Origin of the sequence: Micromonospora sp. L31 (genome assembly GCF_052068075.1) — a bacterium.
GTDB lineage: Bacteria > Actinomycetota > Actinomycetes > Mycobacteriales > Micromonosporaceae > Micromonospora > Micromonospora purpureochromogenes.
Genome location: NZ_JBQHDC010000021.1, coordinates 1 through 26517, shown reverse-complemented (window position 1 = coordinate 26517; position 26517 = coordinate 1). Strand labels below are relative to the sequence as shown.

Genomic DNA, 26517 nt, shown 5'->3' with positions numbered 1-26517 from the left:
CCGCAGCTCGTGTCGATCAAGGCCGTCCGGGTCGCCACCCGGCAGGCGCCGGCCGCTGGGGCTGCGCCGCTGAACTCCCGGGTGCAACCCTTCACACCGTCACGGCCATCACCTGGGTGACAGCGCTGACGACGCGGGGGAGCGACCGATGCACGGCAGGACCGACCTCGACCTGGTACGGCCGCTCTTCCGGACGGACTGGCTGCCCGACGGGATGACCCACCGGACGTGCGCCAGCCACCGGGGGGAACGGTCCCTGATCGCCTGGGAGGGCCCGGTGACCGGCCCGATGGCCGGCAGTCGGGTGCTCTCGGTGCGGGTGGGGTCCGCCGTGGACACCTCCGCCACCCACCGCGGTTGGCGGCGCGGCCCGGACGTGTCCGTGCAGGGCCGCACGGCCCAGCTGTACGCCGACCCGGACCACGGACACACCTCGCTGACCTGGCAGCACCGGCCCGGCACCGCGGTGACCGTCCTGGGCACCAATCTGCCCGCCCCGGCGCGGACGCTGCGGCGGATCGCCGACGGGCTGGTCTGGACGGAGGAGCCCGCCCGGGTGCCCTTCCTCGCCGTGGCCCCGGCCGACGGCGCGCGCTGGGAGACGACGGTGGTCGACTGGCGCGACGGCCGGTGGCACCGGGCGCGGTGCGGGTACCGGGTCCTCGGCGCGACGGGGCCGCACGAGGACCTGACCGTCGGCGTGGTGCGGACCGGCACGACGGCCGCCGGACGAACGGTGGACGCGGCGCCGGGCGGCCTCGGAGCGTACCGGGTGGGTGGGCTGGGCGAGGCGTGCGCCGGCGAGGTCGTGGCACTCACCATCCGGGGGCTCGCCGCGATCGGCGGGCCGGACGGCGCCCTCGCCCTCGCCGCCGCCGTGCGGCTGGTCGACCGCCCCGGCGACGAGTCCACCTGGCGGCTTCCGTGAGCCGTGCAACCGTTGCGGGCCCCGCGCCCATCCGTACGGTGAGGACGCCGGCGTCCGGGAACGGGGAGTGGTCGATGCATGCCACGCAACGGCAGGAGTACGTCGAGTTCGTCGAGGCGGCGACACCGAGGCTGCGACGCACGGCGTACCTGCTGACCGGTGACACGCACCGGGCCGACGACGTGGTGCAGCAGACCCTGACCCGCCTCTACGTGAAGTGGGGCCGGGCGCGGGGCGCCGACGACGTCGGCGCGTACGTGCACCGGATGCTGGTCAACGCGTTCCGGCAGGAGCGGCGTTCCCGGTGGTTCGGCGTGCAGCTCTTCGAGCGGGCGCCCGAGCCCGAGTCCCGCGGTGGTTCGTCCGGCCCGGACGAGTCCGTCGTGGACGCGGTTGCGGTGCGGGCCGCGCTGGCGGCGGTGCCGCCCGGCCAGCGGGTGGTGCTGGTGCTGCGCTTCTACGCCGACCTGAGCGTGGAGCAAACCGCCGAGGTGCTCGGCTGTTCGACCGGGAACGTGAAGAGCCAGACGGCGCGAGGGCTGGCCGCGCTGCGCAGGCGGCTGCCGCTGGGCGACGGGACGGAGGTGAACCGATGAACCGGGACGACGAGACGCTGGTCCGGTCCTTGCTGGCCCGGGCGGCGGACGACCTGCCGGCCGGTGGCGTGCCGGCGGAGACGCTACTGGTCGCCGGGCAGCGGGCGGTGCGCCGTCGACGGGGGATCGCCGTGGCCGCCGTCGCGGCGGTCGCCGCCGTCGTGCTGCTGGGATCCGCCACGGTGCTCGGCAGGCCGGGCGCGCTCACCACTCCCGGCGACGGGGACGCGCCGACGCCCGGTCGGAGCGCCGCGACGGCCACCCCGAGCCGTCCCGCCGCGACCCCGAGCCGCTCCACCGCCGCCCCGGGCGGCCCGGTCACGACCCAGGGGGAGGCGCCGGCGGTGGCGCCCGCGCGATTCGACCCGACCCGACGGTCGCTCCGGCTCGGCTGGGTGCCGCCGGGCGCCATCCACCAGGTGAGCCGCACCGGCGTCGCGATCCAGTCGGTGGAGGCGATCGTGCCCGATCCGCTGGTGCCGGGCGGCCCGGTGGAGCCGGGACCGATGATGGGCATCGGCGGGTGGGCCACGGTCCGGATGGGTGCGCGCGGGGTCGACATCTTCTCGCCGCAGCTCGGCTCCGGGCTCACCGGTCAGGTGCCCTCGCTGGAGGCCCCCGGTACGCCGGTCGGGCCGGTGGACGGGCAACCGGCGTATCTGCACACCGACCGGGAGCAGACGCTGCTGTCGTGGCAGTACGCCCCGGGCGGCTGGGTCTCCGTCACCGTCCGGAGCCTGGCGCCGCCGGAGGAGGTCGCGCGTCAGGTCGTGGCCGGGCTGACCTGGCAGGACGAGCGCGTCACCGTGCCGTTCCGGTCGTTCGACGTCCCACCCCGCGCGAAGCTCATCGGCGTCGAGCTGCGCACCTGGGAGGGCAGGTGGCTGAACGCCGACGCGAACTACCTCGTGTCCGGCCCGATCGGGGACGAGGGGAACCGGGGGGACCTGTCGATCGGCATGAGCAACGGGATGTACGACGGGGACGGCAGCGACCTGGGCGGCTCCACGATCTCGGTGGACGGCCGGGTCGGCGCAGCGGTGGACGGGCCGAAGGGCATGGGCGCCTACCGGGTCGCGCAGGTGCCCGGCTGCCGCGACTGCGTCGCCGAGGTCAGCACCGAGTCCTCGGCCGCCCTGAAGGCGGTGGGTGGCCGCTCCGGGGCGCTCCGCCTGGCCGCGACCATCCGCCTGGTCGCCAATCCCACCGATCCGACGACCTGGCGCCCCCTCTGACCAGGTGTGGCAGCGGGCTCGGGAGGCGGGCCTGCGGGGCCGGCTCAGAGGATCACGTTGAGCAGCACCGTCAGCACGACCGAGGCGAGGATCGAGAAGAGGATCATCAGCAGGCAGCCGAGGCCGCCGCCGAGGAATCGGACCTCCGTGTTTCCGATGCGCATGGGTCCACCTTGTCAGGGTCGGGGGCGAGCAGGGCACGGATCGCGTCGGCCACCTGCCGGGGTGCGGTGGTGACCACGTTGTGCGCGGCGCCGGGGACGGTGGCCGCCCGGGCGTGGGGGATCAGCCGGGTCACCTGGGCGCGCCAGGCCGGCGGCACCACGGTGTCCCGGGCGCCGGTGAGCACCAGGGTCGGCGCGGCGAGCCGGACCAGGTCCTCCTCCACGCGGTTGTGAACGGAGTGCGACACGGTGGCGGCGACCCGCCAGGGGCGGGCGTCCCAGACGTCGCGGAGCAGGACGGGGGCCTGCAGCGGCGCCTCCGCCACGGTGTCCAGCAGCCAGCGGCCGACCAGGCCCCGGCGGGACCGGGCGGCCGGGTCGCTGGTCGGGCCGGCCAGCACCAGCGCGCGGACCGCCCGGGGCCGGCGGGCCGCCAGCGCGGCGGCCACCTCCGCGCCGAACGAGTGCCCCACCAGGCAGACCGGCGGCAGCCGGTACGCGGCCAGCCAGGCCGCCAGGAACGCGGCGTGCCGGCCGACGTCGTACGCCCGCCCGGGGCGCGCGGTCAGCCCGAAGCCGGGCAGGTCCGGCACGTACACCGGATGGGTGGCCGAGAGCGCGACGGCCAGCGGGGTGAGGTAGCGGTGGGACACCGCGAGCCCGTGCACCAGCACCACCGGCGGCGCGTCGCTGCCCGGGTTCCGGGAACGACGGGTGTGCGTCCGCAGCCCGTCCACCAGCCGCCACTCGCTGGTGAGGCCGGCGGTCGGGCGGGGTGCGGCCAGGGCGAGCCGCAGCTCGGACGCCCCGAAGCGTCCGGGCGCGGTCAGCCGGAGCCTCACAGCTCGCGCAGCCGGGGGAGCAGTTCCTCCTGCGCCCAGTCCAGGAACATCGGCTGGGTCTCGCCGCCCACCTGCACGATGGCCACGTGGGTGAAGCCCGCGTCGACGAACTGCTTGAACGCCTCGACGTGCCGGTCGACGTCGGGGCCGCAGGAGATGCCCTCGGCGACGTCCTCCTCGCGGACGTACTGGGTGGCGGCGGCGAACGCCTCGGGCCCGGGCAGGTCGGCGTTGACCTTCCAGCCCATGCCGAACCAGCGGAACTGGTCATGCACGAGCTTGCGGCACTCGGCCTCGTCCGGGCCGTAGCAGATGGCCACCTGGCCGTAGCGGGGCTGGCCGGCGCCGCCCGCGTCGTCGTAGAGCTGGATGATCCGGCGGTCGGGTTCGGTGGCGACGATGCCGTCGGCGTACTCGGCGGCGAGCGCGGCCGACGACGGCCCGGAGGCCGCGACGGCAATTCCGACGGGCTGGTCCGGCCGGTCCCACAGGTACGCCTCCGGCACGTCGAAGTGGTTGCCGGAGAAGGTCAGCGTCTCGCCGTTGAGCAGCGGCCGGATGATCTGCAACGCCTCCTCGAACATCTCGTGCCGCTGCTGTACGTGCGGCCAGCCGCCGACCACGTGCTCGTTGAGGTTCTCGCCGGCGCCGAGGCCGAGGGTGAAGCGGCCGTCGGAGAGCGCGCCGACGGTGCTGGCCTTCTGCGCCACGACGGCCGGGTGGTAGCGCAGGATCGGGCAGGTCACGAAGGACATCAGCTCGGCGCGGCTGGTGGCGTGCGCGACCGCGCCGAGCACCGACCAGGCGTACGGGGAGTGGCCCTGGGAGTCCAGCCACGGGTAGTAGTGGTCGGAGATCACCAGCTGGTCGAAGCCGGCCGCCTCCGCCCGTACCGCGTAGTCGACCAGTTGCTTCGGGCCGGCCTGCTCGCACATCAGGGTGTAGCCGACGGTGACCATCCTGGTTTCTCCTTCCGCCCCACGATCGTCACGGGATACCCCGCCCGGTGCCGGTCAACCCCACCTGTCCCGTTCCGGCGCAGCCGTCACCCGTGGCGGTGGTCCCCCGACGTCGGTGCGGCGGCTCCCCGGTGGCGACCCCTTGACGGGAGCGCGAGCCGTGCCTAGGGTCCGGGCTTAACCGGTTCAGAGCCGGTGGCGTCACATCCTTGTGGTGGGGATGACGGCCCCTGTGGCGGCTCGCGGTCGGCGTGGGCCGCCACAGGCGTTCCCGCCGAGCGGGGCGCTTACTTAACCGGTTGCTTTCCCGAACGCATCGTCCTACGCTGATCCCTGCGCACGACCAGGGAGTCGAGCGGCGGCTGCCGGGCTACAGCCGCCACGACCGTCACCAACCACCGCAACCCCGCCAGGGCAACGGGGTCGACACTTCCTGAGGAAAGCCATGAGAAAGCGACTCTCCGTCGCCGGCGCCGTCCTGCTCACCGTCCTCGCCGCCGTCTTCGTGTTCGTCCAGCCGGCCCACGCCGCCGCCGGGTTCTCGGTCGCCAACGGCCGGCTCTACGACGCAGGAGGCACCGAGTTCGTCATGCGCGGCGTCAACCACGCCCACACCTGGTACCCGCAGCAGACCAGCTCCTTCGCCAACGTGAAGGCACTCGGCGCGAACGCCGTCCGGGTGGTGCTGGCCACCGGCGACCGCTGGGCGAAGAACAGCGCCGCCGACGTCAGCAACGTCATCTCGCTCTGCAAGGCCAACCGGCTGATCTGCGTGCTGGAGGTGCACGACACCACCGGCTACGGCGAGCAGAGCGGCGCCATCACCCTCGACCGGGCGGTCGACTACTGGCTGAGCATCGCCGGCGCGCTCAACGGCCAGGAGAAGTACGTCATCGTCAACATCGGCAACGAGCCGTACGGCAACCAGGGCTACGCGACCTGGGCCACCGACAGCGCCAACGCGATCAAGCGGCTGCGCGCCGGCGGCCTCGCGCACACCATCATGGTGGACGCCCCGAACTGGGGGCAGGACTGGTCCTTCACCATGCGGGACAACGCGGCGACGGTGTTCAACGCCGACCCGGCGAAGAACACCGTCTTCTCGATCCACATGTACGGCGTCTTCGACACCGCCGCCGAGATCACCGACTACCTCGGCCGGTTCCGCAGCGCCGGGCTGCCCATCGTGGTTGGCGAGTTCGGCTTCAACCACTCCGACGGCAACCCGGACGAGGACACCATCCTCTCCTACAGTCAGGCCAACCGGATCGGCTGGCTCGGCTGGTCGTGGAGCGGCAACGGCGGCGGGGTCGAGTACCTCGACATGGCCACCAACTTCGACCCGGCCCAGCTGACCAGCTGGGGCCAGCGGATCTTCAACGGCGCCAACGGCATCAAGGCCACCGCCAGGGAGGCCTCGGTCTACTCCGGCACCACGCCGACGCCGACGACCCCCACCCCGACCACCCCGCCGCCCACGACGCCCCCGACCGGCGGCTGCACGGCCAGCTACACCATCGTCAACCAGTGGCAGGGCGGCTTCCAGGGTGAGGTCAAGGTGACCGCCGGCTCGGCCGCCATCACCGGCTGGACGACGAAGTGGACCTTCGCCGGGGGCCAGACGGTCAGCCAGTCCTGGAACGCCGCGCTGAGCAGCTCCGGCGCGGCGTACACCGCCCGCAACGTCGACTACAACGGCCGGCTCGGCGCCGGCGCCAGCACCAGCTTCGGCTTCATCGCCAGCTGGAACGGCACCAACCCGGCACCCGCGGTGACCTGCACCGCGAGCTGAGCCGCGGCGTACCACCGGTGGCCGGGTCCGCACGGACCCGGCCACCTCCCCTGCCGACTACGCGATGAGCTGCGTGGTTCGCCTCACCGGAGCTGCGAGGGTGCACCGTCATGCCGAGACGCGGAGCCGCCGCTGCGACTGGCCGTTGGGGCGACGCGATCGACGGCATCCGGGCCGCGCTCGAATCCCGGCTGGCCGAGTGGGAGAAGTCAGCCCAGCGCGGCCGCCTTGCGCAGCAGCACTGAGCGTTCGCGCTGGTTGGCGCACAGTCGGGCCGCCAGCTCCAGCTCGGCGCGCGCCTCCGGTCGCCGGCCGAGGCGGGCCAGCAGCTCTCCGCGTACGGTCGGAACCAAGTGCGAACCGGGGAGCCGGTCCAAGGCGATCAGCTCGTCCACGATGGCCAGGGCTTGCGCCGGACCCGAGGCCATGGCCACGGCGACGGCCCGATTGAGCTCGACCACCGGCGAGGGCGCGACCCGGCCGAGCGCCTCGTAGAGCACCACGATCCGGTCCCAGTCGGTCGCCTCGACCGAGGGCGCCGACGCGTGGGCGGCGGCGATCGCGGCGTGCAGGCCGTAGGGGCCGAGGCCGCGAGTCGATGCCTTGACCAGCGCGGCCAGCCCACGGCGAATCGCCGAGAAGTCCCACCGCCGCCGGTCCTGGTCCGCCAGCAGGACCGGCGAACCGTCCGGGCCGGTCCGGGCCGGGAAGCGCGCGGCCGTCAGCTCGCACAACGCCAGCAGGCCGTGCACCTCCGGCTCGTCCGGCTGCAGCGCGGCCAGCGTGCGGGCCAGCCGGATCGCCTCGTACGCGAGGTCGGGGCGCAGCAGCCGGTCGCCCGACGTGGCCGTCGACCCCTCGGTGAAGATCACGTAGAGGACGCTGAGCACGCCGCCCAGCCGGTCCCGGCGCTCGCCGGCCGCCGGCAGCTCGAACGGCACCCCGGCCGCCGCGATCGTCTTCTTGGCCCGGGTGATGCGGGCCTGCACGGTCGGCACAGGCACGAGGAACGCGCGGGCGATCTCCTCGCTGGACAGGCCGCCGACCACGCGCAGGGTCAGCGCCACCCGGGCCTCGGGGGAGAGCACCGGGTGGCAGCTGACGAACATCAGCGCCAGGACGTCGTCGTCGATCTTGTCGGGGTCGATTTCGTCGTCGACCGCCGGGCCGGCCGCCAGCAGGGCGTACCGGTCCTGCAGGGCGGTCCGGCGGCGGATCGCGTCGATCGCCCGCCGCCGGGCCGTGGCCATCAGCCAGCCGGCCGGATTGGCCGGAGCGGCAAGCGGCCACGACACCAGCGCCTCGGCCACCGCCTCCTGGGCCGCGTCCTCGGCCAGAGCGAAGTCGCCGGTGAACCGGGTCAGCGCGGCGACGATCCGCGCCGACTCGATCCGCCAGACGGCCTCGACGTCGGCCGTACCCATCAGATCTGGCCGCTGCTCTCGCGCAAGGCCCCTTCCTTGACGAACTTCCCGTTGTCCTGCGGAACCTCGTCCTCCCCGGGCACCCGCCGGATCTCGATCTTGGACCCGGGGACCGACGGGACCCGCTTGGCCCACTCGACCGCCTCCTGTTTCGAGGCGACATCGAGCAGGAAAAAGCCCCCGAACAATTCCTTGGTCTCTCCGTACGGCCCGTCCGTGACCACCGGGGCCTCGTCGCTGAAGTGCACCACGACGCCCTGGCCCGGATCGTCCAGCCCTTCGGCCGCGACGTAAACGCCGGCCTTGGCCGTCTCCTCGATGAACAGGCGGGTCGCGGCCATCATCTCGTCGATGTTGGCCATCATGGCCGCGTTCGTCTCATCGGTGCCCCGCATGATCAGCATGTACTGCGGCATCGCGTTCTCCTCATCCGGCGGGGTCGCCTCTCGGCCCTCGCACCCCCACGTCGAACGAGCGGCCCGCGGATCGACACGGCCTTGGAGAAATCTCTCGCCGCGACCGGAACCACGCTACGGCTGGAAGTACTCCGACATCACGCGGCTGACCCATTCCGGCTGCTTGATGTCGACCGGGAGGAACTCCGCCATCGTCGGCTTCAGATCGATGACCGGGGTGCCCGAGACCGCATCGAGGCCCAGCACCGTCAATTCGCGGCCATGGACGGATTCGATGGCGCAGCACGTTACCCCGATGCGGTTCGGTCTGCGGGGGCCGCGCCCGGCGAATACGCCAACGGGCGGGAGGTCGGAGCGGCCGCGGTAGGGGCGGGGCTCGCGGTAGTCGCCGTGCTCCGGGAACTGGTCGAAGATGAAGAGGACGTCCACGTGCGAGAAGCCCTCCAGACCCTGGAGGCACGCCTCGCCGAAGCGCTCGTCGATGGTGATGGTGCTGCGGACGGCACCCCAGTTGTCCGTGTGCTGGATGTCCGTCCGGTCGTTCCGGACCGTGCCTATCGGAGTGATCTCGAAGCTCGGCATGGCTGGAGGCTATCCGCGCGCCGCCGACCTATTCGCCCACCGACAGCCGGGCCGCCCGCATCCGCAGGTAGTGCTGCTCGGGCAGGCTGGTCGTGCCGCCGGCCGCCGCCCGGTAGTGCGTGACGGCCCGGTCCCGGTCCCCGGCCATCTCGTAGAGGTGGGCCCTCGCCGCGTCGAGCCGGTGGTGCCCGGCCAGCCGGGGGTCGGCGGCGAGGGTGGCGAGCGCGGCGAGGCCGGCCTCCGGACCCTCCACCATGGCGGTCGCCACCGCCCGGTTGAGCGCCACCACCGGATTGCCGGAGAGCCGTTCGAGCACCTGGTAGAGGGCCAGGATCTGCGGCCAGTCGGTGGCCTCGGCGGTCGGCGCCTCGTCGTGCAGCGCGGCGATGGCGGCCTGGAGCTGGTACGGCCCGACCGGCCCCCGGGTCATCGCCCGGGTGACCAGCGCGGTGCCCTCGGCGATCGCGCTCGCGTCCCAGTGGGACCGGTCCTGGTCGGCCAGCGAGATCAGCTCGCCGGACGGGCCGGTACGGGCGGCGGCCCGGGCGTCGGTGAGCAGCATCAGCGCGAGCAGCCCGGCGACCTCGCTGTCGGCGGGCAGCAGCGCGTGCATGGCCCGGGTCAGCCGGATCGCCTCCTCCGACAGGTCGACCCGGCGCAGGTCGGGGCCGAGGGTGGCGGTGTGCCCCTCGGTGAAGATCAGGTAGAGCACGTGCAGCACGGCCGCCAGCCGCTCCTGCCGCTCCCGCTGGTCGGGCAGCCGGAACGGCACCCCGGAGTCCCGGATGCGCTGCTTGGCGCGGCTGATCCGCTGGGCCATGGTGGCCTCAGGCACCAGGAACGCCCGGGCGATCTCGGCGGTGCTGAGCCCCCCGACGGCGCGCAGGGTCAGCGCGATCGCGGACGCGGTCGACAGCGTGGGATGGCAGCAGAGAAAGAGCAGCACCAGGGTGTCGTCCCGGTCCGTGGCCAGCGACTCGTCCGCCGCCGGGGCGGCCCCCCGCCGGTCGGGCTCCCGGCGGGCGGCGCGGTCCTCCCGCTCGCGCCGGGCCGTCTCGGCCCGGACCAGCTCGATCATCCGGCGGTACGCGACCTGCACCAGCCAGCCGCGCGGGTTGTCCGGCAGGCCCTCGGCGGGCCACTGGGTGGCCGCGTCGAGCAGCGCCTCCTGGACGGCGTCCTCGGCGGTGGCGAAGTCACCGAAGCGGCGGGCGAGCACGCCGAGGACCTGCGGCGCCAGTTCGCGCAGCAGGTCCTCGACGGTGCGGTTCGTGGTGTCCAGTCGTCACATCTCCTGGGTCGGTGCCGACATCACCGGGTGGACCTCGATCGGCATGTTGAGCGGCCGACCGCCGGGGCCGGGCGCGGTGGAGATGTGCGCGGCGATCTCGACCGCCCGCTGCGGGGTCTCGCAGTCGACGATCCACCAGCCGGCGAGGAACTCCTTGGTCTCGGCGAAGGGCCCCTCGGTGACCACCGGGGCGCCGCCCGCGCCGGCCCGGACGATCCGCGCCTGCTGCGGCCCGCCCAGCCCTTCGCCCTGGACCCACTCGCCGTCGGCGGCGAGCTTGCCGTTCACCTCCCGCATGAACCCGATGTGCGCGGCGATCTCGTCTGGCGTCCAGGTGTCGATCTGGGGGAAGTCGGTTCCGGCGGCGCTGAACTGCATCAGCAGCATGTACTTCACGGCTGGCTCCTCACGTCCGAGCACCGATTCTCGGTGCTTGCACCCGTAGGTAGAAGCCGCCGCCCCGGTTCTCGACATCCGTCCCGAAGATTTTCCGAACTTTCTCAGCCGACCGCGGTGACCTCCAGCAGCAGCGCCTGTTCCGGGTGCAGGGCCGGCAGTTGCACCCCGACCCTGCCCAGCACCGCCCCGCTCAGGGTGACCCCCTTCGGCAGCCAGCCCGGCTCGGTCAGCTGCAGCACCGCCGGCTCCGGCAGGCCCGCCGGCGGGCGGACGGCGTAGCGGCGGGCGGGGTCGAGACCCGGCAGGCGTACCGCTCCGGGCACCTGCGCGGCGGAGGTGGTCAGCCGGGACACCGCGTACACCGCCTGGGAGCGGTCGTGGGCAACCACGCCGTGTGCCTGCACGGCCGGGTCCGGGTGGTCGACCCGGACCACCCGGCCGGAGTGCAGCAGCGGGCGGAGCCGCTTGTGCAGCGCGACCCAGGCGGCCAGCTCGGCGCGCTGCGCAGCGTCGACCGACCCGATGTCCCACTCGATGCCGTGATGGCCGAAGAGCGCGGTGACGGCCCGGAAGCCCAGGTCGTGCACCCGGTGGGTGGTGTGCGAGCGCTCCGGCCCGATGTGGGTGCCGACCAGCTCGGGCGGGAGCAGCAGCCCGGTCCAGCGTTGGATGGCGAGCCGTTCCAGGGCGTCGTTGCAGTCGCTGGCCCAGACCCGGTCGGTGCGGCGCAGGATCTCCAGGTCGACCCGCGCCCCGCCGGAGGAGCAGCTCTCGATCTCCACCCCGGGATGCCGGCGGCGCAGCTCGTCGAGCAGCCGGTAGACCGCCACGGTCTGCGCGTGCACCCCCGGCCGGCCCCGGTGCCCGGCCTCGGTGAGGTCGCGGTTGTGGTCCCACTTCAGGTACGCGATGCCCTCGTGCCCGACCAGCAGCGCGTCCAGCCGGCCGAGCAGGTGCGCGTACGCCTCCGGGTGGGCCAGGTCGAGCACCTGCTGGTGGCGCCACTCGGGCGGCAGCCGACCGGGGGTGGCGAGCACCCAGTCCGGGTGGGCGCGGAACAGGTCGGAGTCGGGATTGACCATCTCCGGCTCGACCCAGAGCCCGAACTGCATCCCGTGCCCGCGCACGTGGTCGATCAGCGGTTGCAGCCCGTCCGGCCAGACCCCGTCGTCGACGTACCAGTCACCCAGGCCGGCCCGGTCGTGCCGGCGGCCCCGGAACCAGCCGTCGTCGAGCACGAACCGCTCCACGCCCACCTCGGCGGCCCGGTCGGCCAGCGCGGTGAGCCGGGCCAGGTCGTGGTCGAAGTAGACGGCCTCCCAGACGTTCAGGGTGACCGGTCGGGGCGTGCCCGGGTGCTCGGGCCGGGCCCGCAGGTGGCGGTGCAGCACGTCGCTGAGCCCGTCCAGGCCGGCGGCGGAGTGCACCGCGTACAGCAGGGGAGTGGCGTAGTCCTCGCCGGGGGTGAGCACGATCTCACCGGGGGCGAGGAGTTCCCCACCGCCCAGGGTGGACTCGCCGGTGGGCCGGCGCTCGGCGACGGTGAGGTGGTCGCCGCTCCAGGCGGTGTGCACCGCCCACACCTCGCCGTGGCCGAAGCCGAAGCCGGGCGTGCCGGCCACCAGCAGCAGCGTGGCGTCGTGCCCGGTCCGCCCGTGCCGGCCCTCCCGCACCCAGGCGCCCATCGGCCACGGGTGCCGCTGCGGCGCGCGTTCCCGACACCAGCGTCCGGTGAGGTCGAGCAGTTCGGTGGCGACCGCCGGGACCGGCAGCACCGGGGTCAGCTCGCGCAGCTCGTAGGGGGCGTCGCCGTCGTTGCGCAGCCGGTGCCGCAGCGTCAGCAGGCCATGCGCGTCCAGCGTGATCTCGATGGTCAGCGACAGTGCCGCGCCGGGGTCCGACGCCCGCACGGTCACCCGCGCCGCGCCGGACTCGTCGGGCTTGCTGTCTTCTTCGGATACGACCACCGAATCGCCACCCAGCGCCACGCGGCCCGGGTCGGGGCCACGGTCCGACACGTCGAGCCCGTCGAGGCGGAAGGCGGTCGACCAGTCCCGTCCGTTGCGGTGTCCGGCCAGCCCCGGACGGCCGCTCCAGCCGGCACTGGCTTCGGGCAGCAGGGACAGCACGGTGGGCGCGTCGAAGCTGCTCGGCACGACCGGCGGGACGGTCGCGTCGACCAGGGCGGGCAGGTCGTCGGCGGGCAGCGGGCCCAGGTCGGCGCCCCAGTGCACGACCCGGGGCAGGCCCGGGCCGCGCGCGTCGAGCACCAAACTGGTCCGCGCTCGACGCACGTGGATGACGGTCGGATTCGTCATGGCCGCTCATCTCTCCGTAAGGGGCACGCCGGTGTCCGTCGCTGTCCGTGACGGGACCGGGCGGCCGAATCGCAATGAGCGATATGCCTGTCAGTCATATTTATGCCTGACAGGCATATCGCTCCTCCGAATGTCCAGTGGGCGTGAGCCGGAGGCCCGGCGACCGGCGAGGTCAGCCCTTCGAGGCGCCGAGGGTCAGCCCCCGGACGAACTGCTTCTGGAGCAGGAAGAAGATCACCAACGTGGGGATGGCGACCAGCACCGAGCCGGCCGAGACCAGGTTGTTGTCGGTGAAAAACTCCCCGCGCAGGTTGTTCAGCGAGCTGGTCACCGGGAACTTGTCGCCGCTGCGCATCAGCACGGTGGCCCAGAAGAACTCGTTGTAGATCCAGGTCACCTCCAAAGTGGCCAGCGCCGCCAGGGCCGGCCGGCACAGCGGCATGGTCACCTGCCAGTACTGCCGCCAGACGCTCGCGCCGTCGACCATCGCCGCCTCGTACAGGTCGCGGGGGAGCGCCTTCATGTAGTTGCTCAGCACGAAGACGCAGAAGCCGCACTGGAAGGCGACGTTGACCAGGATCAGCCCCCAGTAGCTGTCGTAGAGCAACTCCGAGTCGCTCATGAACTCCGGCAGCGGCACCTCGGTGAAGAGCCGGAACAGCGGGATCAGCAGCGCCTGCTGGGGCAGCAGGTTGGCCGCGGTGAAGAGTCCGAGCAGGACGATGTTGAGTTTCCAGCTGAACCGGGCGATCACGAACGCCACGCAGGAGGCCAGGAAGAGCGTGAGCAGCACCGCCGGGACGGTGATCCAGACCGAGTTGAGGAAGTGCTTGCCGAACTCGGCGGTCTGCCAGGCGGTGACGTAGTTGTCGAAGGTCCAGCCGCCGAGCGAGGCGTACCCGTTCGCGGCGGTGTAGTCGTACGACCGGAGCGAGCTCAGCACCGCCCAGATGATCGGGAAGAGCCACCCGATCGCCACCGCACCCAGGAACAGGTGCAGGGCCACCCGGGCCGGCCGCAGCGGCGCGCGGCGCTTCGCCGGGGCGTCGGCCGCCGGCTCGCGGGTCATGGTCGACGCGCTCATCGCCGGTCCTCCCTCATCACGGTGGCCAGGTAGATGGTGATGAAGACCAGGGAGACCACCAGCATGATCGTCGCCAGTGCGGAGCCGAAGCCGATCCGGCTGGCCTCGCCCACCACGTTCTGGGTGACCAGCGCGGAGAGCAGTTCCAGTCCGTTGCGGCCCTTGTTGATGACCCAGACCAGGTCGAACGCGCGCAGCGACTCGATCACCGTCACCACCAGCACGATGATGTTGATGGGCCGCATCACCGGGAAGACCACCCGGAAGAAGGTGCTGGTCTCCGAGGCGCCGTCGACGGCGGCGGCCTCGCGCAGCGACGGGTCGACGCCCTTCAGGCCGGCCAGGTAGAGCAGCATGATGTAGCCGACGTGCCGCCAGCCGGCGGCGAACAGCACCGCCCAGATGTTGACGTTCGGGTCGCCGTACCAGTCGGTGTCGCCGCCGAGCACGGCGTTGAGCAGGCCCTGGTCGCGGGAGTAGATGAGCTGCCAGACGAAGCCGATCAGCGCCAGCGAGAGCACCACCGGCAGGTAGAGCGCGGTCTGGTAGAACCGGCTGCCGCGGATCTCCTTGTCCAGCAGCACGGCGAGGAACATCCCGAACGGGGTGGCGACCACGAAGAGCGCCGCCAGCCAGAGCAGGTTGTTCTGCACCGCCGGCACGAACGGCGGGTAGATGTTGACCACGTCGGAGTAGTTGCGACCGCCCACCCACTCGATCTCGCTGAGCGGGCCGATGCCGTCCCAGTCGGTGCCGGAGAGGGCCACGGTGGCCAGCGCCGGCAGCCAGACCAGCGCGACGACGAGCAGCAGCGGTACGAGCACCATCAGCGTGATCACCACGCGGTCGGTGCGGGACAGGAGCCGTAGCCGGCGGCCGCGACCACCCGTGGAGGTGGTGGTCGCGGCCGGCGACGGCACGGCGTGATCCGCTTGGATCAGGGGCAGGTCGGACACGAGGTCCTCCCCCTCTCGCCGTCAGCTGGTGAAGATCGACTTCTTCTGGTTCTCGATGCTGTTCAGCAGCCCGTCGATGTCCTTCGGGTTCTTGATGAACTGCTGGAGCGCCGGAATGATCACAGTGGAGGCGAAGTCCGGCCGGGTGTCGCGGTCGAGGAACTGGGCGATCTCGGTGGCCGAGCCGACCAGCTCGGCGGCCTTCTTCTGCAGGGCGGTGTAGCCGCTGGTGTCGGCGCCGCCGTTGGCCACCAGGGTGCTCGGGTCGTTCTTCACGGTGATGTCCGCGGCGGCCTTCGAGCCGACGTACTCCAGCAGCTTCTTGGCGTTCGCCTCGGACTTCGGCTTGCGGGCCATCATGTAGCCGTCGATCGGCGCGTCCAGGGCCTTCGCCCCGATCGTCGAGTCGACCTCCGGGAAGGTGAAGAAGTCCAGGTCGTCCTGCTCGTCGTTGCTGAACTGCTGGGCGACGAAGAGGCCGAGCAGGTACATGCCGCTCTTCTTCTGCTGCAACGACTGGGCGGCCTCCTGCCAGGTGCGGCCCAGGCTGTCGGCCTGGTGCAGCGGCAGCAACCCGTTCCAGGCGTCGAAGACCTTCTTCACCTTGTCGGAGGTCCAGGCCTCCTTGCCGGCCATCAGGTCGACGTGGAACTGGTAGCCGTTGATCCGCAGGTTGAGGATGTCGAAGGTGCCCATCGCCGGCCAGCCGTCCTTGTCGGCGAAGGCGATCGGGGTGAGGCCGTCCTTCTTCATCTGCGCGCCGAGGGCGTTGAGGTCGTCGAGCGTCGTGGGCACCTGGTACCCGCGCTGCTGCCAGACCGACTTGCGGTAGAAGACCGCCCACGGGTAGTACGACGACGGCACGAAGTACTGCTTGCCGTCGTCGCCGGTGGAGGCCTTCTTGAACGCGTCGGAGTAGCCGGAGAGCTTGCCCCAGACGTCGCTCAGGTCGCCGGCCAGCCCCTTGGCGGCGAAGAACCGCATCCGGTAGCCGGCGAACCACATGAACACGTCGTCCGGCTTGCCCTGCAGGTAGTTGTTGATGTTCTCCTGGAACGTGTTGTGGTCGACCGTGTTGACCTTCGGCTCGATGCCGGACGCCGTCTGGAAGCCGGCCATCACCTTGGCGATGACCTCCTTCGGCTTCGGGTCCGACTGGTTCGAGCCGATCGACACGGTCTTGCTGTCCGAGCCGGAGTCCGAGTCGGAGCCGCAGCCGGCCAGCAGGCCGGTGCCGAGCAGCGCGCCCGCGCCCGCGCCGGCGAGCAGTGAACGCCGCCCGATGCCGGCGACGGAGGGCGGTACGAGCCGGGCGAGGTACTCGGCTTCGGTACGGGGACGGGACATGGTGCCTCCTGCGGATGAAGAGGTGCGGCGCCCAAGGTGGTCAGCGGTGGAGGTGCCGGCGTGTCCGCGAATGCCAACACAGATTCACCGAGATCCAACATTGGCGAACAAGAACAGCCGGTGGCGCTTGAAGCTACCCCTCCGTGCGGCCGTGTCAAGAGGGCTGCTGGGGATCGATACCGCAGTGTTGACAAGGGATCCCGTTGGTAAACGTTGGAAAGGAGTCGATGTTGGAAAGTGTTGACTTGCCCAGTCATCGGGGGCACTCTCTGCACTCATGCGGCAGCACGGCACCTGGCAGGGCGACGGCATCTTCTACGGCGCGGACTACAACCCGGAGCAGTGGCCGGAGGAGGTCTGGGCCGAGGAAGTGGCGTTGATGCGCCGCGCCGGCGTCGACCTGGTCTCGGTCGGCATCTTCTCCTGGGCCCTGCTCGAACCGACCCCCGGCCGGTACGAGTTCGGCTGGCTGGACCGGGCCCTCGACGTCCTGCACGACGGCGGCATCAATGTCGATTTGGCCACCGCCACCGCCAGCCCGCCACCGTGGCTGGCCCACCGGCACCCGGAGACGCTGCCGCGTACCGCCGACGGCACGGTGCTGTGGCCCGGCGGGCGGCAGGCGTACTGCCCCAGCTCGCCGGTCTTCCGGGAGCATTCGCTCGCCCTGGTCGAGGCGATCGCCGGCCGGTACGCCGAGCACCCCGCTGTGGTGATGTGGCACATCTCCAACGAGCTGGGCTGCCACAACGTGCACTGCTACTGCGACGTCAGCGCCGAGGCGTTCCGCCACTGGCTGCGCGAGCGCTACGGCGACCTGGACACCCTCAACGCCGCCTGGGGCACCACCTTCTGGAGCCAGCGGTACGGCGACTGGGCCGAGATCAACCCGCCGCGCAGCGCGCCGACCTTCGCCAACCCCACCCAGCAGCTGGACTTCCTGCGCTTCTCCTCCGACGAGCAGCGGGCCCAGCTGCGCGCCGAGCGGGAGGTGCTCGCCCGGCTGGTCCGGCAGCCGGTCACCACGAACTTCATGATCGGCACCGGGATCAAGTACCTGGACTACCACTCCTGGGCGTCCGACGTGGACGTGGTCTCCAACGACCACTACCTCACCGCCGCCGACCCGCTGTCGCACCTCGGGCTGGCGCTCGCCGCCGACCACACCCGCGGCGTCGCCGGCGGCGACCCGTGGCTGCTGATGGAGCACTCCACCAGCGCGGTCAACTGGCAGCCGCGCAACGTCGCCAAGTCCCCCGGCCAGCTGCGCCGCAACAGCCTCGCGCACGTGGCACGCGGCGCCGACGGGGTGCTGTTCTTCCAGTGGCGGGCCTCCCGCGCCGGGGCGGAGAAGTTCCACTCCGCGCTGGTGCCGCACGCCGGCCCGGACACCAAGGTGTTCCGCGAGGTGTGCCAGCTCGGCGCCGACCTGAAGGCCCTCGCCGAGGTGCGCGGCAGCCGGGTCGACGCCCAGGTGGCGATCCTGTTCGACTGGGAGGCCTGGTGGGGGGCCGAGCTCGACTCGCACCCCAGCGTCGACGTCACCTACGTCGACCGGCTCCAGGCGCTGTACGGCGCGCTCTGGCGAGCCGGCGTCACCACCGACGTGGTGCACCCCTCAGCCGACCTCAGCGGCTACCAGCTGGTCCTCGTGCCGACCCTCTACCTGGTCCGCGACGCCGACGCCGAGGCCCTGCGCCGCTACGTCGACGGCGGCGGCACCGCCCTGGTCACCTACTTCAGCGGCATCGTCGACGAGCACGACCACATCCGCCTCGGCGGGTACCCGGGGGCGTTCCGCGACCTGCTCGGCGTCCGCACCGAGGAGTTCTTCCCGCTGCGCGAGGGCGAGCGGGTACGCCTCGACGACGGTGCCACCGCCGACGTGTGGACCGAGTGGCTGCACCCGGAGGGCGCCGAGGTGCTCGCCTCGTACGCCGACGGGCCGTTGCCCGGCGTCGCCGCCCTCACCCGGCACCGGGTGGGCCGGGGCACCGCCTGGTACGTCGGCACCCGGCTGGACGAGGCGGCCACCGACCGGCTGGTGGCCCGGCTGCTCGCCGAGGCGGGGGCGCGCCCCCCGGTGGCCGCGCCGACCGGCGTCGAGGTGGTCCGCCGCCGCGACGGCGACCGGTCCTGGCTGTTCGTCATCAACCACACCGACGCCGAGGTCCGGCTCGAGGTCACCGGCACCGAGCTGCTCGGCGGCGCACGCTGCGCGGGCGAGCTGCGGGTGCCGGCCGGCGAGGTGACGGTGGTCCGGGAGGGACACGCCGGTCCGGTCCCGCTCGGCGAGCCGACGGCGACGGCCTGACCTGCGTACCGTTTCCCCGTCCGCCCGGTTAGGAGGCTCGATGCTCGCCCAGCAACGGCAGACCGCCATCCTGGAACTGATCCGGCAGCACGGCGGCGTGCGGGTCAGCCACCTGGTGAGCCGGTTCGGGGTCTCCGACATGACCATCCGGCGGGACCTGGAGGTGCTTGCCGAGCGGGGGCTGATCGACAAGGTGCACGGCGGGGCGACCCTGGCCGGGCCCGGCTCGGCCGAGGAGCCCGGCTTCGCCGCCAAGTCGATCCGCCAGCAGGGGGAGAAGCGGGCCATCGCCGAGCGCGCGGCCGGCATGGTGGAGCCCGGCATGGCGATCGCCCTCTCCGCCGGCACGACCACCGCCGCGCTGGCCACCATGCTCGCCGACGTACGCGGGCTGACCGTGGTGACCAACTCGATCCCGGTCGCCGACGCGCTCTACCAGAACCCGCGCGCCGACCAGACCGTGGTGCTCACCGGCGGCATCCGCACCCCGTCGGACGCGCTCACCGGGCCGGTCGCCGAGGCGGCGATCAGTTCCCTCAACGTCGACCTGCTCTTCCTCGGCGTGCACGGGATGAGCCCGCGGACCGGCTTCACCACGCCCAACCTGCTGGAGGCGGCGGTCAACCGGCGGCTGATCAGCGCCGCCCGGCGACTGGTCGTGCTGGCCGACCACACCAAGTGGGAGACCATCGGCATCGCCACCATCGCCCCGCTGGAGGAGGCCGACGTGCTGATCACCGACGCGAAGCTGCCGCCGGAGGGGCGCCGGCAGGTCGGCGAGCAGGTCGGCGAGCTGGTCGTCGTCGAGGCGGACTGACGCACCTCGGCGGGATGACCACAGTCACCACGTAGGGCAGGGACAGCCTGGCCTTCCCAAGGTTCCGCGGGCAGCTACGTTTCGTAGCGGTCGATTCGATCGAGCACCGCCGCAACGAGCGCGGCGGCCGGCGCGGAGCTGCCGTGCCACCGTACGATGTCGCCATGTAGGTCGACCAGCTCACGACGGGCTTCCTGGTAACGACCGAGGCTTATCAGCAGCCCGCCGATCTGCCGGCGTGCATCGATGCTCCGGTCGTCCTGATCGCCCGCGTGTTCCGTCCAGTCAACGAGGAAGGCTCGGAAGTCGGCCAAGGCCCGGCTGTCCTCGCCTGCGGCGGCGCGGCAGGTGGTCGCGTAGTAGCGGCAGGCGAGTACCGCCTCGTCGTCGCTGCCGTAGTGCTCGGCGAGCTGCGCGCCGGCGGCATCGAACAGAACGACGGCCCGGTGGAACGACTCCGCGATCAACAGCAGGTGCGCAAGGCTGAGCTGTAGCTCAGCGTGGAGCGGATCGGCTTCATCGGCACGGCCGATGGCCGCTTCCAGAACGTCGGCGGCCTGTGTGAACTGTTCCTGGTTGGCCAGGTCCGACGCTCGTTCCATGGCGGCATCGGCCTCGTCAGTGGACAGGAAATCAGGACGGGTGGTGGCCGACGCGACGAGAGCGAGTGCCGGGGCGCCACGTGGCGTCGCCGCCATCGGCCGCAGGAACGGCCGAGTGGGATCCAGCTCATCGCGCGTCCGTCCGGCGCCTGCCAAGTGGTCCGTGCTGGCGTACGGCAGGAGGCGTTCGTAGACCTCGTCGCTGCTCGGGCGTCGCTCTGGCTGCTTGTGCAGCAGGGCGCGGATCAGCTCCTCGACCGGCGCCGGGACGTCCGGCCGGAGCAGGCGCACGCTGGGCGGAGGGGTGTGCACCTGCTGGTACGGCACGGAGTATTCGTCGGTGTCCAGGAACGGGGGGCGGCCGGTGAGCATCTCGTGCAGCACGCAGCCGAGCGAGTAGAGGTCCGAGGCCGGTCCGATCGGACCGGAGAGCACCTGTTCGGGCGACATGTACGGCGGGGTTCCAACGGTGTGCCCCACCCTCGTCAGCCTCGTGGTGTCACAGGCGCCCAGCAGCGCGGCGATGCCGAAGTCCAGCACTTTCACGACGCCGCCGGGGGTGAGGAAGATGTTGCGAGGTTTGATGTCGCGGTGTACCACGGACAGTTGGTGTACCTCGGTGAGGACGGCGGTGATCTGGGCCCCGATGGCCGCCACCCAGGCCAGGGACGGTGGCGTTTCCGAGTAGTCACACTCGCCGATCAGGTCGTGCAGCTCGGCTCCGCGCAACAGTTGCATCACCAGGTACAGCTCACCGGACTCCTCGTCGTCACCGGTGTCGTGAACGGCGGGGATGCCGATGTGGTTCAGGCCGGCGGTGGTGCGTACCTCCCGTAGGAAGCGCTGGCGGGCGGTCTCCGTCGCCTCGGGGTCACTTGCGGCGGGACCGGTCGGCTGCTTCATCAGCTTGACCGCGATTCGGCGGTCGAGCCGGGTGTCATAGCCGGCCCAGACCTCACCCATGCCGCCCTGCCCGATCGGACGGTCCAGCCGGTACCGGCCGGCGATCACCCGTACGTCATCCGCCGCCGCCGCCTCCGTCACGACGCGCCGGTCCCGCCGGTCCGCCACGGGGCATCGCGCCGCGTCGGCCGGCGGATCAGCGCGTACGACTGACGTCGGGCGACCTCGGTGAAGACGTCCCGGAACGTCGGGTCGTCGAAGAATCGCCGGACGAACTGCTCGTTCTCCTCGGCCTGTTCAATCACGATCCGGTCCAGGTTCTTGTCGTGCACCTGCTGATACTTGTCGAGGTCGTTGGCCTTTCCGGCCCGGGTCAGCACGGGGTCTTCGGCCGCCGCAACGATCAGCTGCCCGGCCAGGATCTGGTCGCTCGTGCTCAGCCCGAGCCCGTACAGCTCGTTGAGTTCGGCGATCACCTGGGCGAGCGGCACCTCCTCCGCCTCCGCCCCACCGCCGCGACCGGCGCCAGCGAATCCGCGCAGCGCCTGGGCGCCGCCCTGGGTGGTGAGTCGGACGTCCGCTTCGCCGGTCTTGCTGATCCGCAAGTGGGTCAGGTCTACCTCGCCGATGTCTACCCCAGGGTCGCGTCGCCGAGGCAGCCGGTTCCACAGGTGCCGGCCATAGAGGTAGAGCGCCTCCAGGTCGTCGTCGCTGTAGCCGACCACCTGGGACAGGAAGCCATATGCCCGAACATAGTCGTTGAGCGCGCTGCGGAACTCCTCGGCGGTATCCGGGTCCTCGGCGGCGAGGGCTCGGTAGCGGTCGACGGCGGGGGTGGTGAGGTGCTGGAGCTGAGCGTGCGCCTTCTCCTGCTCGGCGCGGCTGGACCCGGGGCGTTGGGCGGCCAGCATCGCCGCCGCGAAGGCCTGGATCTCGGAGTCGACGAGGAGTTGATAGTCCTTGACCTCCCGCTCCATGGCATAGAGCAGGTTGGGGTCGGTGGGTTGGGTCAGCGTCTCCCCGAAGTAGGGAAGGAACGCCTTCTGGATGTCCTCCGCATCGTTGGCGAAGTCGAGCACGCAAATGTCGCCCTGGCTCTTCAGGGGGTGGGTGCGGTTCAGCCGGGACAACGTCTGCACGGCGGCGAGACCGGCCAGCGGCTTGTCCACGTACATGGTGGTCAGCAGCGGCTGGTCGAAGCCGGTCTGGTATTTCTCGGCGACCACCAGGATGCGGTATTCCGGCTGGTTGCGGGTGGCGGCGTGGGGATCGTCGGCGGCGACGTACCCGAACCGATCGGGAAGCTCCTTCACCCCGAAGCCGTTGAGCTTGGCCTCGGTGTAGCTGATGTCATCGAGCTTGACGGCCTCGGAGAAGGCGACCAGGGTGCCGCATTCGGTGAAGCCTTGCTTGCTGACATAGGTGCGAATGGCCTGGTAGAGCTTGACCGCGTGTTCCCGTGACCCGGTGACCACCATGGCCTTCGCCCGGCCTCCCAGCTTGCCGAGGGTGTGGTCGCGGAAGTGGTCGACGATGATCCGGGCTCGTTGCTCCTGGGAGCTGGGGTGGAGCACGGCGGCGCGGACCAGCTTGGCCTTCGCCTTGCGCGGGTCCACCTCGCGGTCCGCCTCGTCGGCGGCGGCGTTCTTCAACCGCCAGTACGTCCGGTAGGTCAGGTAGCTGCGCAGCACGTCGAGGATGAAGCCCTCGTCGATCGCCTGCCGCATCGAATAGACGTGGAACGGCCGGATCTCGTCGCCGTCCGGGGTGCCGAACAGTTCGATGGTCTTCTGCTTAGGCGTGGCGGTGAAGGCGAAGTAGGAGAGGTTGGGGTGTCTCCCGCGGGCCAGGGCGGCGGCGGTGAGCGGGTCACCGTCGGCGTCCACCTCCTCGCTGCCGAGCCGGCCGAGGACCTTCTTCAACGCGGCGGCCGTCTCGCCGGACTGCCCGGAGTGCGCCTCGTCGATGATGATCGCGTACCGGCGCTTGCCCACCTCGTCGGTGACCTTGTCGAGGACGAAGTGGAACTTCTGCCCGGTGGTGATGACGATCCGGGCGGTATGCCCGGTCAGTGCCTCGGCGAGTTGCTTCGAGTCCTCGTCGATGCGCTGCACGACGCCGAGCACGTGCTCGAACTGATAGATGGTGTCCTGGAGTTGCTTGTCGAGGACCTGCCGGTCGGTGACCACCACGATCTTGTCGAAGACCAGCTCATTGTCGGCGGAGTGCAGGGCCGAGAGCCGGTGCGCCAGCCAGGCGATGGTGTTCGACTTGCCGGAGCCGGCCGAGTGCTGGATCAGGTAGTTGGTTCCGGCCCCGTGCGCGGCCGCGTCCGCGGTCAGCTCCCGCACCGCGTGCCACTGGTGGAAGCGCGGGAAGATCAGGTTGCCGGTGTGCGCCGCCCGGCGGCGCGGCGCCGGGGCCTTCCCCTTCCGTACCCCTTGGGCCTCCACGTGCAGGAAGCGGTGCAGCAGGTCGAGCCAGGCGTCCCGCTGCCAGACCTGCTCCCACAGATAGGCGGTGCGGTGCCGGTCGGGCGTCGGTGGCGGCGGGTTGTCCGCGCCGCCGTCCCGCCCCGGGCCGTTGGAGCCCATGTTGAACGGCAGGAACCTGGTCTGCTTGCCGGCGAGCCGGGTGGTCAGGAAGACCTGCTCCGAGTCGACCGCGAAGTGGACCAGGGTACGCCGGGCGAAGAGCGGATCCCCGGGGTTGCGGGCCCGGTACTGCTCCTTGGCGTCCTCGACGGTGGTGCCGGTGCCGTGGTTCTTCAGCTCGGCGGTGGCGACCGGGATGCCGTTGAGGAAGAGGACGAGGTCCGGTGACTCCCGCGGGCTCTTCTCGAATGGATGGAGCTGCCGAGCGACCGTCAGCCGGTTGCCGTCGTACCGGTCGAGCGCACCCTTCGCCAGCGTGTGGCCCGGGCGGAAGTAGGCGAGCTGGATGCGTGCGCCCCGGTCCCGCACCCCGTGGCGCAGCACGTCGAGCACGCCCCGCGCGTCGATCTCGGCGACGAGCAGGTCGGTGAAGGCCGCCTGCGTCTTGTCCCGTCCGCCGTACGCGGTGACCAGACGCTCCCACTCGTCAGCCTGGGTGGCGCCGAGGAAGGTGAACAGTTCGCCGGTGTCGAGCGCCAGGTCGGTGCGGTAGTGGTCGGTCCCACTCCGCCAGCCCCCGCTGATCAGGGCGGACTCGATCGCGTTTTCTAGCTGCTTTTCGGTGTGCACGGCAGTCATCGGCGACCATCCTCGCTCACCGAGCGTCGCCTGCCAACCACCCGACGGCCACCGGTCGCTGGGCGACCGGGGTTGACGGTGGACTTACGGGTGATCGGCGGGCGAGCAATGACCGTGGTGGTCGGCCGGGAGCAGGCACCGCCGGCGGTCCGGCATGATCAGGTCGCAGAACACCCAGTTTCGTACGTGCTGGCTGTCCTCGGTGGAGACGGTGGCGCCGGCCGCGTCGATCTGCGGGATCGACGTCAGCGAGCGGGCCAGGGCGTACGCGAAGCGGAGCGCCCCGGCCAGGTCGGTGACCGCCACCGGTAGGTGGATGACGTGGTGGGGTGCGGGGTCGTCGGTGCCGGTGAGGGCCTCGACGGCGGCCCGGGGCAGCGGCGCGAAGACGGCGCCCGGGTCCGGCTCAGCCGCCGGGTTCACGACTGGCGCCGTTGCGCCTGGGCGCTCTGCCAATCGCGCAGCGCCCGCTTGATCCGGACGTTTTCATCGCTCAGCCGGGCCACGTCGTGGTGCAGCGTGGCCAGTTCTAGCGCGACCCGGTGCAGGAAGCGGCGTACCTCCTGAGGGTCGAGGCCCCGACGGCCGAAGCCGGCGGCGGCAAACTGACGGTCGCGGACGAGAGTCGGATGCAGCCGGGCCGGCAAAGTGCCGCCGTAGATGGTGCCTCGGGTCATCGGTTACCTCTTTCCTCGTTGGATGGGGCGGCCCTGGCGGAGGGGAATTCCGGGCAGGGCCGCCCCGCCCGGCGACCGCAGCCTCAATCGGCGAGTACGGCTCACCGGGCTGCCGGTGGGTGGTGCTGATTTCCGAACAGGTCAGGGTCGCGAAGACCCACGTCTCCGTGATAGGCATTCATCAAGTCGGTCGGAGCCGGAGTGCGCGTGACGCGGCTCTATGTTGAGACCCGACGAGAGCCGGTATGCGTCTGCCACACGCGAGGCCGTCTCTCGTCACCTTCTCGGCTGTTGGCACAGCCGCGGTTACTGCGCTTGCACCGGGCGTCCCCGGGGGCCGGTGATCACCTCACCCGAAGGCCACATTTCCAGTGGGCTCGAACTGGAGCAATGGTTCCTTCGCGGGCCTCGTTGACTTTCTCGAGAGGTGAGAGCATGCCGCACAAGCCGTTCATTCGTACTCTGCGCGCACAGTGGCTCGGCCAGCAACTACGGGCCCTGCGGGAGGAGCGGGGAATGACCTTGAAGCTCGTCTCGGAGCACCTGCAACGCGACATGTCGGCGCTCGGCCGCTACGAGCGGGCGGACTGGCCGATCCGCAAGGGCGACGTCATCGCACTGCTCGACCTGTACGGCTTTCACCACGCTGCCGAGCGGGCTCGACTGCTGGCGCTGGCCGAGGAGGTCTGGCGCACCGACCGCTGGGACGAGGACTACGGCGACGTAGTCGACTCGTCGTTCATCGAATATCCCTGGCTGGAGGGTCGCGCCGAAGAGGTGTGTTGCTTTCATGTGACCCTCGTGCCAGGGCTGCTTCAGACGCGCGAGTATGCCGAGGCGGTGATTCGGAATGCGGCTGAGCCGGAGGTCCCGGAGGCAACGATTGCACGCTGGGTCGAGCTACGGATGTCGCGCCAAGACGTACTCGCGAAGAGCCGCCCGATTAAGATCCGCACGGTCATAGACGAGCCGGTCCTCCGTCGCCACGTGGGGGGCCCGGAGGTGATGCGGCAACAACTCGAACACCTCTTGAAGTTGCAACGCATGCAGCAGGTCCACATCCAGGTTATGCCTTCCTCGACGGCATTACATCCCGGGCTGGATGGCACGTTCTGGATATTTCACCTGCCTGACCCGTATCCTGCGGTGGCCTATGTAGAGTCCCTGGGAGGCCGGCTTTACATGGAGTCACCGAAAGCTGAACGCTTTCTGCGTGCGTACGGTCGATTGTCGAAGTCTGCGCTCAGCGAGGGTGAGTCGACCGAGTTGATCGCAACTATCGCAGAGGAGTTGTCATGAGCGAGGGGCTACCCCAGGTTGCCTGGCATATCAGCACCAAGAGCGACAGCAACGGCGGAAGCTGCGTGGAGGCGGGACCAGTGCTTGACGGCTCGGGCCGAGTAGCCGTCCGGCACAGCAAGGCACGCGACGCCGCAACGATCATCTACACGGCCGACGAGTGGGAGGCCTTCGTCGGTGGCGTCAAGGAAGGCGAGTTTGACTTTCCCGCCGGCTGACTCCACAGCCGTTCGGTCGGGGCGAGGGGTGGCAAGCCGCTTAATACTCCAACGTCACTTGGCTTCGGCGTTGGGCGTGGCGCGGGCATGAAGACGGCCACCGCGTTGATCATCGATGGTT

At 71.2% G+C, this 26517-nt stretch carries 23 protein-coding genes; 8 read left to right on the top strand and 15 right to left on the bottom strand.

The annotated features are described in order from the left end of the window. Positions 1-148 precede the first annotated feature (148 nt). The 3 genes from ACTMS9_RS30240 (at position 149) to ACTMS9_RS30230 (ending at position 2759) form a co-directional block, all read left to right on the top strand. Positions 149-928: a hypothetical protein gene (locus tag ACTMS9_RS30240; protein ID WP_441166603.1), complete on the top strand. Its 780-nt coding sequence runs from the start codon at positions 149-151 to the stop codon at positions 926-928. A gap of 74 nt (positions 929-1002) precedes the next feature. After that, positions 1003-1524 carry a SigE family RNA polymerase sigma factor gene (locus ACTMS9_RS30235; protein ID WP_154942969.1) on the top strand — a complete coding sequence of 174 codons (522 nt, stop codon included), beginning with the start codon at positions 1003-1005 and terminating at the stop codon, positions 1522-1524. Then, positions 1521-2759, top strand: a complete 1239-nt coding sequence (locus tag ACTMS9_RS30230; protein WP_441166602.1) for a hypothetical protein — start codon at positions 1521-1523, stop codon at positions 2757-2759. Before ACTMS9_RS30235 ends, ACTMS9_RS30230 begins: the two co-directional genes overlap by 4 nt. A gap of 106 nt (positions 2760-2865) precedes the next feature. Here the strand turns inward: ACTMS9_RS30230 and ACTMS9_RS30225 are convergent, their stop codons facing one another. Both ACTMS9_RS30225 and ACTMS9_RS30220 read right to left on the bottom strand, forming a co-directional pair. Beyond that, entirely contained in the window at positions 2866-3765 is a 900-nt protein-coding gene (locus ACTMS9_RS30225) for an alpha/beta fold hydrolase (protein ID WP_441149312.1), read from the bottom strand. Continuing rightward, positions 3762-4724, bottom strand: a complete 963-nt coding sequence (locus ACTMS9_RS30220) for a TIGR03557 family F420-dependent LLM class oxidoreductase (protein WP_441166601.1) — start codon at positions 4722-4724, stop codon at positions 3762-3764. Before ACTMS9_RS30220 ends, ACTMS9_RS30225 begins: the two co-directional genes overlap by 4 nt. 445 nt (positions 4725-5169) lie before the next feature. On the opposite strand from ACTMS9_RS30220, the gene ACTMS9_RS30215 reads away from it, so the two are divergent. Continuing rightward, on the top strand, positions 5170-6516 hold the full coding sequence (locus ACTMS9_RS30215) for a cellulase family glycosylhydrolase (protein WP_441166600.1): 1347 nt from the start codon (positions 5170-5172) through the stop codon (positions 6514-6516). Between the two features lie 209 nt (positions 6517-6725). Here the strand turns inward: ACTMS9_RS30215 and ACTMS9_RS30210 are convergent, their stop codons facing one another. The 9 genes from ACTMS9_RS30210 to ACTMS9_RS30170 all read right to left on the bottom strand — a co-directional run bounded on the left by ACTMS9_RS30210 (position 6726) and on the right by ACTMS9_RS30170 (position 16333). Further along, positions 6726-7940 carry an RNA polymerase sigma factor gene (locus tag ACTMS9_RS30210; protein ID WP_441166599.1) on the bottom strand — a complete coding sequence of 405 codons (1215 nt, stop codon included), beginning with the start codon at positions 7938-7940 and terminating at the stop codon, positions 6726-6728. After that, on the bottom strand, positions 7940-8356 hold the full coding sequence (locus ACTMS9_RS30205; protein ID WP_441166598.1) for a YciI family protein: 417 nt from the start codon (positions 8354-8356) through the stop codon (positions 7940-7942). Before ACTMS9_RS30205 ends, ACTMS9_RS30210 begins: the two co-directional genes overlap by 1 nt. A gap of 114 nt (positions 8357-8470) precedes the next feature. Continuing rightward, the gene (locus ACTMS9_RS30200) at positions 8471-8938 is read right to left on the bottom strand and encodes an SAM-dependent methyltransferase (RefSeq protein WP_441166597.1); all 468 of its coding nucleotides are present in this window, start codon (positions 8936-8938) and stop codon (positions 8471-8473) included. A gap of 28 nt (positions 8939-8966) precedes the next feature. Continuing rightward, positions 8967-10220 carry an RNA polymerase sigma factor gene (locus tag ACTMS9_RS30195; RefSeq protein ID WP_441166614.1) on the bottom strand — a complete coding sequence of 418 codons (1254 nt, stop codon included), beginning with the start codon at positions 10218-10220 and terminating at the stop codon, positions 8967-8969. Positions 10221-10223: 3 nt separating this feature from the next. Then, complete coding sequence (locus ACTMS9_RS30190) at positions 10224-10616, bottom strand: YciI family protein (RefSeq protein ID WP_441166613.1); 393 nt, start codon at positions 10614-10616, stop codon at positions 10224-10226. Positions 10617-10729: 113 nt separating this feature from the next. Further along, positions 10730-12946, bottom strand: coding sequence for an alpha-galactosidase (locus ACTMS9_RS30185; protein WP_441166596.1), 2217 nt, complete (start codon positions 12944-12946; stop codon positions 10730-10732). Between the two features lie 172 nt (positions 12947-13118). Next, on the bottom strand, positions 13119-14030 hold the full coding sequence (locus ACTMS9_RS30180) for a carbohydrate ABC transporter permease (protein WP_280836275.1): 912 nt from the start codon (positions 14028-14030) through the stop codon (positions 13119-13121). Continuing rightward, positions 14027-14986: a carbohydrate ABC transporter permease gene (locus ACTMS9_RS30175; protein WP_280836274.1), complete on the bottom strand. Its 960-nt coding sequence runs from the start codon at positions 14984-14986 to the stop codon at positions 14027-14029. Before ACTMS9_RS30175 ends, ACTMS9_RS30180 begins: the two co-directional genes overlap by 4 nt. A 21-nt stretch (positions 14987-15007) precedes the next feature. After that, complete coding sequence (locus ACTMS9_RS30170) at positions 15008-16333, bottom strand: ABC transporter substrate-binding protein (RefSeq protein WP_280836273.1); 1326 nt, start codon at positions 16331-16333, stop codon at positions 15008-15010. A 277-nt stretch (positions 16334-16610) separates the two neighbouring features. On the opposite strand from ACTMS9_RS30170, the gene ACTMS9_RS30165 reads away from it, so the two are divergent. Beyond that, entirely contained in the window at positions 16611-18647 is a 2037-nt protein-coding gene (locus ACTMS9_RS30165; RefSeq protein WP_441166595.1) for a beta-galactosidase, read from the top strand. A gap of 40 nt (positions 18648-18687) precedes the next feature. Then, positions 18688-19464, top strand: coding sequence for a DeoR/GlpR family DNA-binding transcription regulator (locus ACTMS9_RS30160; protein WP_441166594.1), 777 nt, complete (start codon positions 18688-18690; stop codon positions 19462-19464). A gap of 74 nt (positions 19465-19538) precedes the next feature. Here ACTMS9_RS30160 and ACTMS9_RS30155 read toward each other — a convergent pair whose 3' ends face one another. The 4 genes from ACTMS9_RS30155 to ACTMS9_RS30140 form a co-directional block, all read right to left on the bottom strand. After that, entirely contained in the window at positions 19539-21110 is a 1572-nt protein-coding gene (locus ACTMS9_RS30155) for a protein kinase domain-containing protein (RefSeq protein WP_441166593.1), read from the bottom strand. Continuing rightward, on the bottom strand, positions 21107-24202 hold the full coding sequence (locus ACTMS9_RS30150) for a type I restriction endonuclease subunit R (RefSeq protein ID WP_441166592.1): 3096 nt from the start codon (positions 24200-24202) through the stop codon (positions 21107-21109). Before ACTMS9_RS30150 ends, ACTMS9_RS30155 begins: the two co-directional genes overlap by 4 nt. A gap of 84 nt (positions 24203-24286) precedes the next feature. Then, complete coding sequence (locus ACTMS9_RS30145; protein ID WP_441166591.1) at positions 24287-24625, bottom strand: hypothetical protein; 339 nt, start codon at positions 24623-24625, stop codon at positions 24287-24289. Next, on the bottom strand, positions 24622-24879 hold the full coding sequence (locus tag ACTMS9_RS30140; protein WP_441166590.1) for a DivIVA domain-containing protein: 258 nt from the start codon (positions 24877-24879) through the stop codon (positions 24622-24624). Before ACTMS9_RS30140 ends, ACTMS9_RS30145 begins: the two co-directional genes overlap by 4 nt. A 435-nt stretch (positions 24880-25314) precedes the next feature. Between ACTMS9_RS30140 and ACTMS9_RS30135 the strand changes: the two genes are divergently transcribed. Both ACTMS9_RS30135 and ACTMS9_RS30130 read left to right on the top strand, forming a co-directional pair. Further along, on the top strand, positions 25315-26178 hold the full coding sequence (locus ACTMS9_RS30135) for a helix-turn-helix domain-containing protein (protein ID WP_441166589.1): 864 nt from the start codon (positions 25315-25317) through the stop codon (positions 26176-26178). Beyond that, positions 26175-26396, top strand: a complete 222-nt coding sequence (locus ACTMS9_RS30130) for a DUF397 domain-containing protein (RefSeq protein ID WP_441166588.1) — start codon at positions 26175-26177, stop codon at positions 26394-26396. Before ACTMS9_RS30135 ends, ACTMS9_RS30130 begins: the two co-directional genes overlap by 4 nt. Positions 26397-26517 lie beyond the last annotated feature (121 nt).